Annotated in this window: 9 protein-coding genes and 1 pseudogene; 7 read left to right on the top strand and 3 right to left on the bottom strand. The window is 58.8% G+C overall.

All coding sequences use genetic code 11. The features are described from left to right. Positions 1-45 precede the first annotated feature (45 nt). Together JWR98_RS09195 and JWR98_RS09200 are read left to right on the top strand one after the other, a co-directional pair. Complete coding sequence (locus tag JWR98_RS09195; protein ID WP_078733712.1) at positions 46-1,662, top strand: NADP-dependent glyceraldehyde-3-phosphate dehydrogenase; 1,617 nt, start codon at positions 46-48, stop codon at positions 1,660-1,662. Between the two features lie 61 nt (positions 1,663-1,723). After that, positions 1,724-2,785, top strand: a complete 1,062-nt coding sequence (locus tag JWR98_RS09200; protein ID WP_078733713.1) for an FUSC family protein — start codon at positions 1,724-1,726, stop codon at positions 2,783-2,785. 103 nt (positions 2,786-2,888) lie between these two features. Here the strand turns inward: JWR98_RS09200 and JWR98_RS29735 are convergent, their stop codons facing one another. Beyond that, positions 2,889-7,277, bottom strand: coding sequence for an Ig-like domain-containing protein (locus JWR98_RS29735; RefSeq protein ID WP_263974319.1), 4,389 nt, complete (start codon positions 7,275-7,277; stop codon positions 2,889-2,891). Between the two features lie 252 nt (positions 7,278-7,529). On the opposite strand from JWR98_RS29735, the gene JWR98_RS30145 reads away from it, so the two are divergent. Continuing rightward, positions 7,530-7,784 (top strand): chitin-binding domain-containing protein, encoded by a 255-nt coding sequence (locus tag JWR98_RS30145; protein ID WP_425273173.1) that lies wholly within the window; start codon positions 7,530-7,532, stop codon positions 7,782-7,784. A 63-nt stretch (positions 7,785-7,847) separates the two neighbouring features. Here the strand turns inward: JWR98_RS30145 and JWR98_RS09210 are convergent, their stop codons facing one another. Next, positions 7,848-11,528 (bottom strand): hypothetical protein, encoded by a 3,681-nt coding sequence (locus JWR98_RS09210; RefSeq protein WP_205489815.1) that lies wholly within the window; start codon positions 11,526-11,528, stop codon positions 7,848-7,850. A 277-nt stretch (positions 11,529-11,805) separates the two neighbouring features. Then, a complete protein-coding gene (locus JWR98_RS09215; protein ID WP_078733718.1) occupies positions 11,806-12,558 on the bottom strand; it encodes a TetR/AcrR family transcriptional regulator in 753 nt (250 codons plus the stop codon). A 357-nt stretch (positions 12,559-12,915) separates the two neighbouring features. Between JWR98_RS09215 and JWR98_RS09220 the strand changes: the two genes are divergently transcribed. The 4 genes and pseudogenes from JWR98_RS09220 (at position 12,916) to JWR98_RS09235 (ending at position 17,508) form a co-directional block, all read left to right on the top strand. After that, the gene (locus tag JWR98_RS09220; RefSeq protein WP_078733719.1) at positions 12,916-13,623 is read left to right on the top strand and encodes an ABC transporter ATP-binding protein; all 708 of its coding nucleotides are present in this window, start codon (positions 12,916-12,918) and stop codon (positions 13,621-13,623) included. Continuing rightward, positions 13,620-14,818: pseudogene (locus JWR98_RS09225) on the top strand (ABC transporter permease). The gene JWR98_RS09220 and the pseudogene JWR98_RS09225 overlap by 4 nt, the downstream one beginning before the upstream one ends. Further along, positions 14,811-16,274: a TolC family protein gene (locus JWR98_RS09230; protein ID WP_205489817.1), complete on the top strand. Its 1,464-nt coding sequence runs from the start codon at positions 14,811-14,813 to the stop codon at positions 16,272-16,274. Before JWR98_RS09225 ends, JWR98_RS09230 begins: the two are co-directional and overlap by 8 nt. Continuing rightward, complete coding sequence (locus tag JWR98_RS09235) at positions 16,264-17,508, top strand: efflux RND transporter periplasmic adaptor subunit (RefSeq protein ID WP_078733722.1); 1,245 nt, start codon at positions 16,264-16,266, stop codon at positions 17,506-17,508. The genes JWR98_RS09230 and JWR98_RS09235 overlap by 11 nt, the downstream gene beginning before the upstream one ends. Positions 17,509-17,592: the final 84 nt, after the last annotated feature.

A 17,592-nucleotide genomic window follows, 5' to 3' on the forward strand; every position in this document is an offset into this window, starting at 1 on the left:
GGTGACTCTTTAGTCATGTTTTGCAACTATTTCAGGGGTAGCGACATGACCACCAGTAACCTGCTCGCCCAGCTGTTTCCCACCGTCGAGGCCGATATTCCCGAGCAATTTCGCCTCCAAGCCCCGATTGAACAACGTGATTACCTGGTCGATGGGCAGTTGCAGGTCTGGAACGGCCCGTTGGCCCAGGTGCAGAGCCCGGTGCAACTGGGTGACCAGCGCGTGGTGATCGGCAGCACGCCGCTGCTGGATGCCGACACCGCCCTCACCGCCCTTGACGCCGCCGTGCGTGCCTACAACCGGGGCCAGGGCGCCTGGCCGACCCTGCGCGTGGTCGAGCGCATCCAGCACGTCGAAGCGTTCCTACGGCGCATGCGCGAACAACGCGACGCGGTGGTCAAGCTGCTGATGTGGGAGATCGGCAAGAACCTCAAGGACTCGCAGAAAGAATTCGACCGCACCTGCGACTACATCACCGACACCATCAACGCCCTTAAGGAACTGGACCGTCGCAGCAGCCGCTTCGAGCTGGAACAGGACACCCTCGGCCAGATCCGCCGCGTGCCGCTGGGCGTGGCGCTGTGCATGGGCCCTTACAACTACCCGCTCAACGAGACGTTCACCACGCTGATCCCGGCGCTGATCATGGGCAACACCGTAGTGTTCAAGCCGGCCAAGCTCGGCGTGCTGCTGATTCGTCCACTGCTGGAGGCGTTTCGCGACAGCTTCCCGGCCGGGGTGATCAACGTGATCTACGGCAGCGGCCGCGAAACCGTGAGCGCACTGATGGCCAGCGGCAAGATCGATATCTTTGCGTTCATCGGCACCAACAAGGCCGCCAGCGACCTGAAAAAACTGCACCCCAAGCCGCACCGCTTGCGCGCCGCCCTGGGCCTGGATGCGAAAAACCCCGGCATCGTATTGCCCGAGGTGGACCTGGACAATGCCGTCAGCGAAGCGCTCACCGGCTCGCTGTCATTTAATGGCCAGCGCTGCACCGCGTTGAAGATCCTGTTTGTGCACGAGGATGTGGTCGCCCCTTTTATCGAGAAATTCAACGCCAAGCTGGCGTCGCTCAAGCCCGGTATGCCTTGGGAGGACGGTGTGGCACTGACGCCGTTGCCGGAGGTGGGCAAGGTCGATTATCTCAACGAGCTGGTGGCCGATGCGGCGCGGCATGGCGCCAAGGTGGTCAATGCCGACGGCGGCAGCAGCCGGGGCTCGTTCTTCTACCCGGCGGTGCTGTACCCGGTGAACCCGCGGATGCGTGTGTACCATGAGGAGCAGTTCGGTCCGGTGGTGCCGATCGTGCCCTACCGTGACCTGGAGACGGTGATCGATTACGTGCTCGACTCGGACTTCGGCCAGCAGTTGAGTATTTTCGGCACCAACGCCGTGGAAGTCGGGCGCCTGGTGGATACCTTCGCCAACCAGGTCGGCCGCATCAATATCAACGCCCAGTGCCAGCGCGGGCCGGATACCTTCCCGTTCAATGGGCGCAAGAACTCGGCCGAGGGCACGCTGTCGGTGCATGACGCGCTGCGCGTGTTCTCGATCCGCACGCTGGTAGCGACCAAGTTCCAGGAGAGCAACAAGGCACTGGTCAGCGAGATTCTGCGCAACCGCGATTCGAGCTTTTTGACCACCGATTACATCTTCTAAGCACAATGCCTCCCACATTTGGATTGTGTACATCTCCTGAACCGAGGTCACTTTAGTACTGATGAACCTGCCACTCTTCGCCCGGCGCCTGTTGCGCCCGCTGCTCGACCCATACCGCCGCTATCGCCATGCCAAGCTGATCCACGCCGTGCGCGTGTCCATCGGTTTGCTGGCGACGATCCTGCTGACCACGGGCATCAACCTGCCCCACGGCGAATGGGCATCGGTGACCATGCTGATCGTCATCGGCGGCTTGCAGCACCATGGCAATATCGGCAAAAAGGCCGTGGAGCGCGCCTACGGCACCTTGATCGGCGCCAGCGTCGGTTTGTTGCTGGTGGTGCAGCAGGCCTACTTCGGCCTGCCTCTGCTGACCTATTTGTTGATGTCGGTGGTGTGCGGGTTCTTTTCCTATCACGCCATCGGCAAGGGCGGCTACATCGCGCTGCTGTCGGCGATCACGGTGTTTATCGTCGCTGGCCACGGTGACAATCCGATCTCGGATGGCTTGTGGCGCACCGTGGATATCCTGATCGGCATCGTGCTGGCCCTGGCGTTTTCCTTCGCCCTGCCGCTCTACGCCGTGTATTCGTGGCGCTACAACCTGGCCAGCGCCCTGCGTGACTGCGCGGCGATCTACGGCCGGATCATCAGCGGCCAGTCGGTCACCGACGATGAACACCTCAAGCTGCTCAACCGGCTGAATACCGCGATGGTGCAACTGCGCTCGCTGATGCCGTCGGTGTCCAAGGAAGTGCGGATCTCCATGACCGAGCTGGACGCGATCCAACGACACCTGCGCCTGTGCATCAGTACCCTGGAGATTCTTGGCAATACCCGGCCGGACCCGCGCGATGCGCAGGCGATGGCGCGCATGCAGGTGATGTTGAAGGCCGAGCATCGGCAGATTCGGGTGCAACTGGTGGGGATGGCGCGGGCGTTGAAAACGGGGGGGACGGAGCGGTTGGAGCGGCTGGGCAACACACCTGCCATTGAGCCCACCTTGGACGCTCAGGCTCATAGTGCCGTGGATGGGTATCGCTTGTTGACGTTGCAATTGGCGAGCAACGTGGACGCCATGCGAGGCCGGCTGGCAAAAAGTGTGAAGCGCTGGAGGATTTGAGGGCAGATAAAACAGGCACTCACGGTTTTCCTTAGTGAGTGCTACGCCAGCGCCGACCTCAGGAACACGCAGTCCGTGCGCGTGTCCCCGAGGCGTCGCCGAATCAGAACACTACCAGCGTCAATCGGTTACCCAATTCCCCCAGGCTGGCTTCGCCGCCGTGAATCATGTGTTTACCCGACCTGAAGAAAAATCCGGAACTCGTGCTCGACCAGAAATAATTATGCGCCTGTCCTTGCCAGCGTTGTCCGCCATGCTGGGCGTAAATCCCTCTGAGCTCATCCACGTTGGGTAACCTACCGCCCCGCTGATACGCCTGAAACAGGCACGCCTTGTAGCCGCCCCCTGTGCCGTAGTCTCGGAAGAACACCACATTACTCACCTGCACGAGATAACTCAGTGTTGTCCCCACAGCATCACGACAACTGATGTAAGCACTGCCGTTATTACGAATCACCACTACACCATTGGCGTCCACCACAGCGCAGGCCGTATTGCTGGATGTATAGGTATAGGGCTGGCGGCCGCCACTGGCTTGATACTGGAAGGTATCCACGCTGCTATGGGGACGGTAAGCAGGGTTGGTATTCAGATCGCGCCACAGGTACAAACGTTGATTACGCACGACCGTGGAGGTGTGGAAGTTGAACGGCACGGTACGGTCTACCGTAAAGGAGCGCGTTGTGGATTCCAGATCGTCGTACAGCGCCCGGACCTTGAAAGAGTATCTGCGCTGCGCCAGGTTGCTTCTGATAAACGACCATGCGCCCGTCGTAGTTACAGGTAATACTGTCGATGGGGCTCCATCCTCGTAGAGTTGCACTTGCAACCGAGGCGTTGCGTTACCTCTGAGGCTCACCTGAGTCTCAAGCGTCGATCCATTATTGAGTACTTCGCCGCGTGAATCGAATACCGCAAGGGTAGGCCTCACACTGTTAAGGATCGTCAACTTATAGATCGGCGAGATTGGCCGATCGCCATACAGGGCACGCGCTGTAAAACGCCGCTCGCCCTGAGACAGACCGGTCACCCTCAATTGCCAGCGCCCGTCCGTTCCGGCCTCGACCGTATCCTTGCGCACCGCGCCATCGTAAACATCCACATCCAGGCCAGCGGCTGCCGTGCCCTTGAGTGTCACTGCAATCGCTACGGTATAGCCATTGTCGAGGATCCGATTTCCGTCGTCGTCCCATGCAGACTCGATCAATGGACGTTCCGTCACATCGGAAATCAGGTAGGTTTCACGCTGAAAATCGATGACCTCGCGATCAAAGTCCGGGATGGTAGCCAGGCAGACCCTGAACACTGTGGTCAAATTGCTGCCATGCTTGAGGTCCTTGAAGTAGCTTGCGGGCACAGCGGCCTCAAAGAAGCCGTTAGTCACCCACTGTTGCGTCACAACGTCGCGTTCAAGGAACCATACTTGATAGTGGTGGGGCTGCCCGTCAGTCCGGGTACCTTCCAGTTTCAAGTAGACCGGTTGGAAGGGAGCAATAAATGGCCAAATAGAAGCACGCACCGTGCCTCCATTGATCACTTCACTCAGGTCCAAAACTTTGGTAACAGCGTCGGCCTGCTTGATGACCACGGGTGGACGGTGGGCAGCCGGCAAGACGGTCAGCATCACGGTCACCACTCCGGACGGAATGCCGTCTGCACCGGCTGTAGTGACAAAATACTGGACAGTAAATCGGCCAATACCATTTCCGAGATTGGCGGCAATCACACTAGCAGGTACGGCAAAGGCCACACTGCCGTCAGCCTCTCCCGGCAGAGGCATTGTGAATGAGCCAGCGTCGCCGATCCCCTTCAGTACCAATCTGATTTGATGCTGCGTCGACATCGGGGTGTAGGCGACGATAACTTCACCACCCGCGAGTGCATTCAGCGGGTTAAGGGTTACCAGCGAATCAGAGCCCACAGCGTTGACCACGGTGGGATACGGCAACTTTTGCGGCAAAGCCTGTATCAAGTAATTACGTCCACCAAATACCACAGCGGAGTCTCTGTCCGGGTTACGCCCGAAGTTGGCCCGGAAGTTAATGGTCAACTCGGAGCCATCGAGCAAATCCAATATCTTGTCCACGGGCGCCGCTACGGAAACACCCTGGCTGACGACTTCATCCCCTACTCTGTTGCCGTCATAACGCGCCTCGAAATAGGCCGACTCATCATTGAAGGTGCCCATGTATTCCAACCACATGTACTGCGCGGCATGAGCGAAAGGCCATGTGATCATGCGCGTACGTTCCAGACCGTCGAGCTTGAACAACTCCAATACCTGATGTTCTCCGGCCTTTTCCAGAATGGGGGTCGGTAGCTGCCGAATGGGCAATAACTGGAGTGACAATAACTGCGACGGGGTCTCCCGGCCTCCACGCAGCACATGGTATTGCACCGAAATAGCACGGCCGAGACGATGGATATTGACGCCCACCGTTTCAGCCGGCACGAGAAACTCAACACTCCCCTGACCGGTGCCATTTTTTGTATCTATATAAGTGCCTATGCCCGGCAAGCCTTTCCAGTGAGCTCGAATCTGATCGGTCGGACGCATTTGCAGGTAACTGACCACCACAGTCGCCCCCGCCACCGCCGCTTCCGGTGCGAGTTCGTCCGGTTCCCGCGAAGCTTCCCGTACTTCTGGCCTGAACAGCTCGCCCAGACCAGGCCCGACCGTGACGCGTAGCACTTCGGAACGCAACGTCCGGCTGGCTGCACGTTCCAGGATATAGCTCAACCGAATTTCACCGTTGAGGTTGTTAACCACATACATCCTGTCGACATCGAACTCCAAAGGCCGCCCCACCGTCCCGCTATTGAGGGTGATTGCGCTGCCCGTGCTGCCGCTGCTTCCGGAGGAGCCTATCCAGCTCCATGTGACTTTGTCATTAATCTCAGTGAAGACGTAGGGCAAGGTGACTGTCGCCGAACCGACCAGTACATCAGGGTCAAGATTGTCGCGCGCATCGGTCATTGCGATCAACGGCATAGGCAGATCCCGAATAGCGGTGCCAAATTGCACCGGCAAATGGTCGGACTCGCGTATCGCTGACGATTCGGGAACGCCGGGCTGGCCATCATCTACCCGGTAATACGCCTCTACACCGACCAGGCCGACAAAAGGCCGGAACTCCTCCTGGGTCACGGTACGAAAACGCGTCGGCGGTGGCGGCGGGCCAGCAAGACGGGACTGCACGAAGGGTTCAACCTGCCCCGTTGTATGTTCGATGACCAATATGACGTTATAACCGGCATCGTAAGGTGAGAAGACGGGGAACTCCACGGTAATGAACGGTTCCTGATCATCGATCACACCGCCCTGTGATTGCACAATGTGCACAGGGGGCAGGTTGAATGCCGTGCCGGATACGGTGATCGTCAGTTGCCGGGAATGCGCAATAACGTTACCCAAAGGGAACTCAAGCCTATACGTGATGCTTGTAGAGCTATTGAGCAGTTCTTTGACATAAGCCGGGTCGACAGAAACGAACACCGAGCGGTCAATAAGAATGTCGACAGGGGGCAGCTCACGTGTCGATGAAAACGTTACGATGGCACGACTATCGCTAGGTGTCAGCGAACCATCCGGAAGTTGCCTGGGCGGTACAAACTCTACCCAGAAGGGGCCGTCGCCTTGAGTATCAAGGTCGACATTCGTGTATTCATCTTTGCCAATCAGGAAGAAGGGGCGATCCAGCAACGAGGGGTCCAGACTGCTCTTGAGATGAGTCGTTTGCGACCAAGGGTAGAGGGGACCAGACCCATTGCGTACTTCATCAATCACACGAAAGCGAATTGCCAGAAGCCCACTTCCCGCCTGCAGGATGATGTCCGGCGGCACGAAAACCTCAATCAGTTTGTTTCCCGCCAAGTGATCGTCGTCCAGCGTTAGCTCAACGGTCGACGCCTCCTCATTCCACTCAAGAACAACGGTGTCGCGAATGCGCATATTCGGGTACGGCTTGATGGTGCAGACAACGCCCTGGTTGGCACGTGCCGGGTCCAGCTCAGCGTCGGGCCCCTGCAAATCCAATGGAAGGCTGAACTTGAGCAACGGGTGATAGGGCACCCCGGGGTCTGTATCAATACCCCCTGGACGCTCGGCCCTGATAAACCAGGTCTGCTCGACTGACTTGTCGACATCACCTCCACCGGCTCTCCGGACCACTCCATAACAAGGCCGGGTAAACCCCAGCGGGATCTGATCCGCAGGGATAAACAGATAAAAACGAGGTTGCTCCAATTGCGTCAGTAGCACTTCGCCGTCGGCAATGGGCGCAACATCGCCCATGTAGAACTCATAAATATCGCCGACGCTCAACGCTGCCCAGCGCTCGAAAATCACATAGAGCCCATTTTTTATCTGGTCAATACCGGCCCCGATGTCGGCCCCCACCACGCTACGGATTGCCCCGTTGATGTAAGGTTTGTCCAGTTCTGCCCGGAGGTTATTCAGGGTACAGACAGGTACATTTATATCGCCGGACATAGGGAATGCTCCTTGAAATAGGCACGTCAGAAGAGACGCCCTGACAACGGAATCAAACGCCTGCACGGTAAGGACGTCTAGCTGTTAGAAATGACAGCGCCGACAAACGGCGGCGATGTAGAACACTTCACGCAAACTGACCTTAGCCACCTGAAATTCGACCTGTTACTTTTGACAGTAGACAATCTAATAAAGGGGAGCGCTAATACGTGGGCAATCACTAACCAGGAGTCCCACATGAACATTAATTGTATGACCAATAAGAAAAACCACCTTTCTAAACGGCTATTGGGCTTGGGGATTACCCTATTGATTACTGCGTGCTCGCATCCTCCGATCTCAACACAGTCTGATAAATGTGTGAAAGAGGGCTTTTTTAGAAGCACAGTGATAGTGGGCAACTATTACAAGTGCGTATGGAGTCCAGTCCACAACATATTCCTTAAATATATTTTCAGTTGCCCAGCAGGCCAGGAGTTTAACGAACAGTCACAAAGATGCGAGTAAGTAATTTACCGCTGAATGTCGACCTCACAAGCTAAATCGGGAGGTCGACATTTTTAAACTCCGTTATGAAGAGAGCGCGAGCCTGATATCATCGAGTTCGTAAGTTCTATTATTGCTTATGTTTTTAAAGAGAACGCGCACGTCAAAAGATCCTGCCGGCAAAGAACCTAGCGACACTTCCATTTCCTCCCAAGCGTTGGCAACCCGCGGTTCTTTATCAACGGTTAACGAACCAGCACTAATATTGATACTGGTCCGTCGATTCGCGGTATCGTAAAGACTGCTCACCCTGCATTTAAAAGAAATGACACACATACCGCCATGTAGTGAAACATAACTTTTTGAGAGGGACACACCTGTGCCATGTGTTGCCGTTGACCGCCAGTAGTAATTACCGGCGTCCAATACTACACGCGCATTGTCCCAGAAGCTGACCCAACCATTCATGTCATTATTCGTAAAGGTTGTAATATCCAGAAGGCCTTGTTTCACCGAAAAGCGTGCCATCGGAAAGACAATGGCCTTCGACTCCAACTCACTGCCGTCATATGTAACTTTGCAGGTTACAGTCACTTCGGCGCCATATTTCAAACCGAGTAGCCATGCCCGCGCCACCGCAACATTGCTCAAGCCATTCGCCTGCTGGGTTGCCGTCAGTACATGATTACGCAATACATACAAAGGCTCCGCCGTCGGGCTCGTACACATCAGCCAGACCCTTTGCGCATAGGTACCCGCCGCACTCAGTGGCCACTTTTTCACAGCTGCCAGCGCGTCCCCGGTGAACTGGGTAAGGTCGAGCAAGCCTTCGGCAAGACCGTTGAGTGTAGGGGCCGGCAGTTGATCGAGTGAGATCGTTCCAACGTTCACCGTCTGAATATATGATTCGATGGTGTGCCCGCCTCGCACAATCGAATACCGCAACTGCACTTGACTGTTCACGCTACGAGCCAGGATGTTCATATCGATAAGGAACGCTACTGTTCCGCCGTCCAGACCGTCTTTGGGCGGAATATAGGGAATGGCGCCATCGTGATGGATCCACTCCAGGGTGATTTTGTCGAGCGGGCTCATCGGACTGTAAGACACGTTAACAACCCGATTATGCTCGATGTTCAACGGGTTGACCGACACGGCCGGGCCTGTTCCATCGGCCCCCTCAAGGGTCGGATGCGGCAAGGTACCGGGTAATGCCTGGATGCGGTATTGCTTGACGTTCATGGTCACGGCATTGGCTTCATGTTGGCTGCGGTCAAACGACGTCTTGACGGTGATCGTCAATATCGAGTCATCCCGCAAGTCTTTGAGCTTGTCCACCGGCGCCGGCGGCGAGAGTCCGGCCACTTCATCCACTTCACCCAGGCGATTTGCACTGTACGTCGTGTCGATGAACGGCGCCCCACCGGCCCGAATCCCACTGTACTCCATCCAGACCCGTTGCTCCCGATGACTGAACAGCCAGGGGGCTGTGCGGGTACGGGCAGTGTTGAGCAGATTAAACAGTTCAAGGACCGGGACATCACCGATACCATCGATCAAGGGCATGGGCTTGGTGGTGAGGGTCAGCAACCGCAGCCTCAATACCGGCGAGTCAGTTTCCCGCCCACGAATCAGAAAGTACTGCACTTCTATGTCGCGTCCTGCCGGAAGAATGTTTGCACCGACCACTTCTTTTGGGACGTTGAAGTCAAGCACCTTGCTGGCACTGCCGTTCTGGGTATCCTCCCAGGTGCCGATACCCGCCAGCCCCCGCCACTCGGCCCTGACTCGGTCAGTGGGGAGCATTTCAGGGAACGTCACCCGAATGGTCGCGCCGTCGGTCACCACTTCCGGCATCAGTTGATCAGGGCTTTTCGTGGCGCCAATGACTTCAGGCACCTCAAAATCGCCCAAGGCCTTGCCCACGCTCACCACCAATTCGTGGGAGTACCGCGTGTCTTCGTTTTCGCGCTCCAGGTAATAACGCAAGCGAATTTCGCCATCGCGGTTGTTTGCGACCAGTGCCCTTGGCACATCAAACACCAGCGGCTTACCCTCCGTCGCGCCATTGATCATGAACGAATCGCGATCACTGCCATCGGCGCCGCCCGTCCCCGTCCAGATCCAGGTTATCTGATCCCCGTACTTGGTCAGGGCATAAGGCAACGTCACGGCCACCGTTTCAAGGAGCTCGTCAGGATCGATATTGTCATTTTCATCCACACCCTCTATTTCAGGGCGTGGCAATTGGGGCACCTGCTCACCGAAGCTGACATACAGCGACTCGGAATCACGCACTGTCAAAGTGCCGACATCCGTGACCTCGATGATGCCATCATCGACCTTGTAGAAGACCCGGACCCGACCCAGACCAATAAAGCGTGCGAAATCTTCGCGCAGTATCGTGCGCGGCTGCGGCGGAGGGTTGCCGGCCAAGCGGGTCTGCTCGAACGACACCACCGAACCGTTGGATAACACCACTTCCAGGCGCAGTGTCACGTTGTAGTCGCGGCCATAAGGCACGTAATCGGGAAATTTGACGGTGATGAACGGGGCCTCAGGGTTGATCTGGCCGCCTTCGTTCTGCACGATCTCGACGGCAGGCATCTGCGTCACCGTGCCAAAAATCGTCACGGCCACACGCTGTGAGGTCGCCAGCGGGGTACCCTTAGGAAATTGCAATTCATAGGACACTCTCAGCGTACCGTTGATGAGCTCCTTGATAATCGCAGCGTCGACGTCAATGAAGACGGAGCGACCGATTCTCGCTTCAACCGGGGGCAGTGAACGACTCAACGATGTGCCATCCGCGCGAATGCCGTTCAGCGTCACGACGATCCAACTGCCGACAGGCGTCGCTGTATCATTTGGAAGTCTGGAAGGCGCCACGACTTCGACGTCAAAGGGCCCGGCGCCCTGCGTATCAAAATTGACCTCAAACGCGTCCTTTCCAGCCACCCGAAAATAAGGCCTGCGGTCCAGCAGGCTGGGGTCGAGATCGCTTTCCAGGTGAAACGCTTGCGAAAAACGCCGGTCCGGACCTGACCGGTTGAGCACCTCATCCTCCAGGCTGAACCGAATAGTGATGATGCCACTGGCGCTGTCTAAAATAATGTGCCCAGGTACAAACACTTCAATCGGTTTGGCGCCGCTGACATGGTCATCATCCAATTGCAGAGTGACCCGCTGCCCATCCCAGAAAAACTCGACGGTGTCACGCACGCGCATGTTGGGGTACGGCTCGATCGTGCACCACGCGCCCTCACTGGCCCGATCAGGAACAAGCACCGCGCCGGGCGCGGCCAGATCCGCCGGCAAACTGAATTTAAGCGCCGGATGAAATGAGTCATGGCCCATGTCCGAACCGCCCGGGCGATTGCTCTTGATGAACCAGGTCATGTCAGGCGAGCGCTCTTTCGCGCCTGAAGCTGCACGTATGACCTGGCTGTAGCACGGAAATGAAAAGCCTTCGGGTACTCGCTCTTGAGCGATTGCCAGCTCATAGTGAGGTTGGTCCTCCTGGCCTGGGTGCACGTCGGCGGCTGAAAAAAGCTGACCTCGCATATAAAACTCAAAACTATCGAACGGCTCCACAAGGCTCCATCGCGGAATGTTGACGTACATGAAATTTTCAATATGACGAATACCGCCACCGACTTCTGCCCCCAGAACATTGAGCACTGCATGGTTCAGGTAAGGGGGCGAAAGATCGTCAGCGTTCGAGGGAACAGGATCTAAACCAGGAAAAACGGGAACTGAGGCCATGAGAAGGGCTCCTGACAGGGTGACTCGGCCGGGATGCCGAACAGGGAAATCACATGCCTGAACAGGAGGAGCGTCTAGCTGTTAGAAATGACAGTGGCGACGAATGGTATCGACGGATGGGTGGCTTCGGCACGTATTTCGATTAATTACACATTCCCTCTTACATTTTTTTCACGCTTTATTCACATCCTCAACCGTAAGGTGAAGCCTCATCCGTTACAAATGTTGCATATCAAGCCCGCCGCCCCAGCGGGCTTTTTTTTGCCTTGGATTCGAGTTAGCGCGACGCCTTGGCGGTGGGTGCCACGGTTTGCTCACGAATAGCCCGCTGGGTATCAAGCACCTTGGCCAACGCGGTTTGCGCTTCGGGGCTCTGCTGCGGCACGCGAATCGCCGCCGACACCAGGGTAATCAGCTTGGCCATGACCTCGGCATCCGTGGCCGGGCGGCCGAGGCTCATGGAGTTCATGAGCAGGCGCAGTTCGGTGCCGGCCATCACCCCGGAAATCGCCTTGAGGGCAAATTGCAGGCGCACGCCCAGCTCATTGCGTGGCAGGTCCGGCAAGGCCAGGGCGAAAGCTTCGAAGAAGCGCTGGAACACCGGCTGGTAATGCACCTTCAGGTATTCCTGGATAAACGGCGAGGTGTCGCTGTACACGCGGCCGAGAAAACGGATGAATGAACGCCCCTCCCCACTTGCCGGGTCGCTGCGTTCCAGGCCCATGGCCGGGGCGAACAGCACGCCCAACAACGTGTCGCAATCCAGCGGGCCGTCGGCTTCGGCTTCGCAACGCGCGAGCAGTTCCAGGCGCTGCTCGTTGAGCGGCTCCAGGCGCTGCATCAGCAGGGTTTTCATCAGGGAATCCTTGTCCCCGAAGTGGTAGTTCACAGCGGCCAGGTTGACTTGGGCGCGCTCGGTAATCTGCCGCAACAGCACGGCGTCGTACCCATATTTGATGAAAAGGGCCTCTGTCGCATCCAGCAAGCGAGTCTTGGTAACGTTTGGAGCGCTGAGTTTCTTTGCGACCATAAGGGTTCCACGGCGGAAATATTGTTTTAAAAAATAATTTGATTTTTTATACCGGGGCGGCTCGGTTAAAGCAAGTAGTGACACTCCGCCATATGAGCGAAAGCCTCGACATACGGGCGTCTCAGCCGTCAACTGGAGGTGTTCGAGCGCACGTTCACCTGCCCGGCAAAATCATTTCAAAGGGTAAAAACGCTCTACATCCATGGCTGGCGGAGCGCCGATAACGCGGTTAGTATTCAAACAATATTTTAAAAACAAGAAATAAAACCAGTCCGAGACGCGTACCAGACAGCTCCCGAACTTGTTACAAGGCTTTACCGGGTGCATAAGGGCAACGTCGAGACTGCAGGCGTAGTCATGATGACCGATACCCGCGCATACCCAGGCTTGATCTCCCTGCAAGGCATCGGCAAGCACTATCGGCTCGCCGGGCAAGAACTGACCATTCTCAATGACGTGTGCCTGTCCATCGCCAGTGGTGACAGCTGCGGTATTCTCGGCGCCTCCGGTTCCGGCAAAAGTACCCTGCTCAATATCCTCGGTCTGCTGGACCTGCCCAACGACGGCCAATACCACTTCGCCGGCCACGATATTTTCAACGCCAGCCCCGATGAACTGGCCGCCATTCGCAACCAGCAGATCGGTTTCGTATTCCAGAGCTTCAACCTGCTGCCGCGTCTGAGCGCCCTGGATAACGTCGCCCTGCCCTTGAGTTATCGCGGCGTGTCGCGTCATGAGTCGGTGGAGCGGGCCTTGCGCATGCTCGAACAGGTGGGCCTGGCCGAGCGCGCCCACCATCGTCCCGCCGACCTCTCCGGCGGCCAGCGCCAACGCGTGGCGATTGCCCGCGCCCTGGTCGGCAACCCTTCGGTGATCCTGGCCGACGAACCTACCGGCAACCTCGACAGCACGACCGCCCAGGACATCATGGACCTGCTGCTGGCGCTGAACCGCGAGCAGCAAGTCACGTTGATCATCGTCACCCACGACCCGCACATCGCCGAACGCCTGGCGCGCAAGATCCTGGTGCGCAATGGCGTGGTGCACGAGGCGCAGCGCCCATGAGCCCGCGGGTCGAACAAAGCCTGAGCCAACTGCTGCATGAAGCCTTAATCAGCCTGCGCACTTTGGGCAAGCGCTCGGTCCTGGCGCTGCTCGGCATTGTGATCGGCAGTTCCTCGGTGGTGGCGCTGATCAATATCGGGCATAACGCGGCGGTGGATGCCGCGGCGATTTTCAAGGACATGGGCACCGACACCCTGGTCGTCCAGTTCCCGCCCAAGGGCGGCGCCAACCTGCCGATGCGCACCCAGCTCGACCTGCAAGCGGTGCGCCAGGCGGTGCCCGGCATCGCGCATATCGGCGCGCTGACGCTGTTCAGCGGGCCCATCGTGTTCCATGGCCGCAGCGTCAATGCCAATGTTGTCGGCAGCACGCCGGGCATTGCGCCGGCGATGCGCCTGGTTATGCAACAGGGGCGCTTCCTGTCGAGCTTCGACGCCAACGACACCTATGGCGTGATCGGTGATCAGATCGCCCAGGCCCTCGGCACGCCGGGCGATCCCGTGCAATTGGGCGACCGCGTGCGCATCAACGACTACCTGTTCCTGATCGTGGGCATCCTGCGCAGTCAGCCACGGGCGATGCTGATGCCGGTGCAGGCCAACGAATCGCTGTTCATTCCCGCCGAAGGCATGCGCCGCATCTACGCCACGCCGCAGATCAGCAATGTGATCATCCGCGCCGCGCCAGGCCAGGACATGGAGCGCCTTGCCAAAGCCGCCGCCGGTGCCTTGCAACGCCAACTCACCGATCACGATGTCGACATCCAGCTGCCCCAGCAAATGATCGACGGCATGACCCGGCAAAGTCGCACCTTCGCCTATTTGCTGCTGGCCCTGGGCGCGATCTCCCTGGTGGGCGGCGGTGTAGGGGTGATGAACGTGATGCTGATGAACGTCTCGGAGCGCCGGCGCGAGATCGGCATCCGCATGGCCCTGGGCGCGCGCCGGCGGGATATCCGTAACCTGTTCCTGATCGAAGCCGTGACCCTTACCGCTGTCGGCGCGCTGTGCGGCGCGGTGCTCGGCATGACCGCCGCCTGGCTCTATGCCTGGCTGTCAGGCTGGACGTTCGACCTGGCCGTCGCCGCCCTGCCCCTGGGAGTGGGCAGTACCTTGTTGGTGGGTCTGTTCTTTGGCATCTACCCGCAGTCTCGGCCTCGCGCCTGCAACCGGTGGAGGCCCTGCGCGATGAATAAATGGCTGGTATTGCTGACGCTGGTCAGCCTGCCCGGCATGGCGGCCGACATAGTCATCCGGCCGTCGGCGCCGAGCACCACGCGCAGCGTATCGCTGAACGTCCAGGTCACCAGCCTGACCCTGGGCGATGCGGTGTACCTGGGCCTGCGCAACAACCCGGCGATCCGCAGTGCGTACCTGCAACGGGTGGCGCAGAAGTTCGACCTGCGTGTCGCCGAAGATGTGTTCAACCCCAAACTGACCCTCAACAGCTATTACCGCGGCACACGCGGCTCCCAGGACAGTGCACGCAACGCCAACCTGGCACCGTCCAGCAGCCTGCTCGGCGAGTACGGCACGCGCCTGAGCATGGCCTGGACCCAACAGTTGAACAACGCCGACCGCGCCGGCCGTTACCGCAGCGACGGCCTCGACCTGGCAATTATCCAGCCCCTGCTGCGCGGCGCCGGCTGGGACGCCACCACTGCACCGCTGCGCCTGTCGCGCCTGTCGGAACAGGCCAACCGCTTGAACCTCAAGGCCACCGTGGCCCAGACCATCAGCCAGATCATCGCCACCTACCGCGAGTTGCTGCGCGCCCAGGAGCAACTGAGCATCGTGCAGGACGCCCTCCAGCGTTCCAACACCTTGCTCGATGTGAACAAGGCCCTGATCAGCGCCGGGCGCATGGCCGAGTTCGAAATCGTGCAGACCGAAGCCGACATCGCCACCCAACAACTGGGCGTGGAGGAAGCGCAGAACCAACTGGACACCAACCGCCTGGCCCTGCTGCGCCTGCTGGCCCTGGACTTGTCCACGCCGATTCGCGCCACCGAAGCCCTGGAAGCCAAGCCCATGCAGATCGACCAGCGCCAGGCCTTCAACCTGGCGCAAACCCAGCAACCGGAATACCTCGCCGCCCTGCTCGGCAGCCAACAGGCCGACCTCAACCTGGTGATCGCCAAAGACTCCGGGCGCTGGCAAGTCGACCTCGTCGCCGGCGCGAACCAGATACGTGACAACTACACTAACGACGCCGGCAGCAGCAACAATCGCACCTGGGACAGCTACGCCGGCGTGCAGGTGCAAATCCCCATCGGCGACATCGGCACGCGCCAGGCCGAAGTGCGTGCGCGGGTGAATGTAGAGGATCAGCAGATCCGCATCACCGATGCCCGCCAGGCGCTGGAACGCAGCGTCAATGACGTGGTGCGCGACCTCGGCACGCGCTGGCGCCAGTATGAGATCTCCCAGCGCGCAGTGGAGTTGTCGCGGCGCAAGATCGAGATCGAACGGGAAAAACTCAGCGCCGGACGCTCCACCAACTTCCAGGTGCTGAGTTTCGAGACCGACCTGCGCAACGCCGAAAACGCGCAGCTCAACGCGCTGATCGCTTACCTGAACGCCCAGACCCAGCTCGACCTGACCCTGGGCATGACGCTGGAAAGTTGGGAAATCGCCCTCAATGACTACTAATCGAAAACGCCTGCTGGGCGCTGTGTTGATCCTGCTGGTGGCCGGCGCCGGGCTGGCCCTGCGCAGCCCCGCTGAAGGCCCGGCAGCAACAGCCGAGCAATGGCTGGCGGTGCAACCCGATGCGCTGGTGCACCAGATCGGCCTGGTGGGCAAGATCGAGCCCGACACCACCCTCACCCTCACCGCCCCCTTCGACGGCAATGTGCAGGCCAACCTGGTCGAGCAAGGGCAACGGGTCGAAGCCGGCCAGGTGCTGCTGCGCATGGACCCCGCCACTCTTGAAGTGCAACTGCGCGACGCCCTCTCCGCCCAGCTCAAGGCACGGCGCGCCGTGCAAGAGATGCAGGACTGGGACAGCAGCCCCGCCGTCAGCCGCGCACGCCGCAGCCTGCGCACCGCCGAAATGAGCGCCGGCAACACCCAGCGCAAGCTCACCGAAAGCGACAACCTGTTCAAGCGCGGCATCATCCCGCGCAATGAACTGGACGACCTCAAGCAACAGGCCCAACAGCAACAGTTGGACTTGGTGGCGGCACGCAGTGAACTGCAACAGGCCCTCGACCAAGGCAAGGGTGAATACCGCCAGATCGCCGACATGGAACTGACCAACGCCACGGTGAAATACGAGGCTCTGCGCAGGTTGCTCGAAGGCCAGGAAATCAAGGCGCCATTCTCCGGCATCGTGGTGCCCGCGCCCGGTAATCATTCCTCTCAGGGCGGCAACGACAACAACGCCCCCATCCAGGCCGGCGGCAAGGTCAGCCAGGGCCAGGTGCTGTTTGGCCTGGCGAATATCGAACGGTTGAAAATCGTCGCCAAAGTCTCGGAACTGGACATCAACCAGTTGCATCAGGGCCAGGCGGTGGAAGTCATGGGGGATGGTTTTGATGGCGAACGGCTGACCGGTTCGGTCAGTGTGGTCAGTGGGTTGGCGGTGGCCAGCGACAGCCAGGGCAGCGCGCAGTTTCCGGTGACCCTGTCGATTCCCAAGCTTACGCCCCAGCAGTTGCAGCGAGTGCGCTTGGGAATGAGCGCGCGGCTGACCATCGTCACCTACAACAATGCACAGGCGATCGTCGTGCCGAGCCAAGCGATCCAGGCGGACATGACGGTGGAGTATCGCGAGGCGATGGATAAGCCGGTGGAGCGGGTGAAAGTGACGACAGGCCAATCGACGGCTCAAGGGGTCGAGGTGTTCGGCTTGAAGCCCGGCCTTGTGAACATCTCAAAATAAATGAAGATCAAAATGTGGGAGGGGGCTTGCCCCCGATAGCGGTGGATCAGTCAAAAATTTGCTAGCTGACACACTGCTATCGGG

The organism is Pseudomonas lactucae (genome assembly GCF_016937615.1).
GTDB classification, from domain to species: domain Bacteria; phylum Pseudomonadota; class Gammaproteobacteria; order Pseudomonadales; family Pseudomonadaceae; genus Aquipseudomonas; species Aquipseudomonas lactucae.

Bases quoted from the DNA above. Each gene is read 5' to 3' on its own strand.
- JWR98_RS09195 (WP_078733712.1), top strand. From the start codon at position 46: ATGACCACCAGTAACCTGCTCGCCCAGCTGTTTCCCACCGTCGAGGCC.
- JWR98_RS09200 (WP_078733713.1), top strand. From the start codon at position 1,724: ATGAACCTGCCACTCTTCGCCCGGCGCCTGTTGCGCCCGCTGCTCGAC.
- JWR98_RS29735 (WP_263974319.1), bottom strand. From the start codon at position 7,277: ATGTCCGGCGATATAAATGTACCTGTCTGTACCCTGAATAACCTCCGG.
- JWR98_RS30145 (WP_425273173.1), top strand. From the start codon at position 7,530: ATGACCAATAAGAAAAACCACCTTTCTAAACGGCTATTGGGCTTGGGG.
- JWR98_RS09210 (WP_205489815.1), bottom strand. From the start codon at position 11,528: ATGGCCTCAGTTCCCGTTTTTCCTGGTTTAGATCCTGTTCCCTCGAAC.
- JWR98_RS09215 (WP_078733718.1), bottom strand. From the start codon at position 12,558: ATGGTCGCAAAGAAACTCAGCGCTCCAAACGTTACCAAGACTCGCTTG.
- JWR98_RS09220 (WP_078733719.1), top strand. From the start codon at position 12,916: ATGATGACCGATACCCGCGCATACCCAGGCTTGATCTCCCTGCAAGGC.
- JWR98_RS09230 (WP_205489817.1), top strand. From the start codon at position 14,811: ATGAATAAATGGCTGGTATTGCTGACGCTGGTCAGCCTGCCCGGCATG.
- JWR98_RS09235 (WP_078733722.1), top strand. From the start codon at position 16,264: ATGACTACTAATCGAAAACGCCTGCTGGGCGCTGTGTTGATCCTGCTG.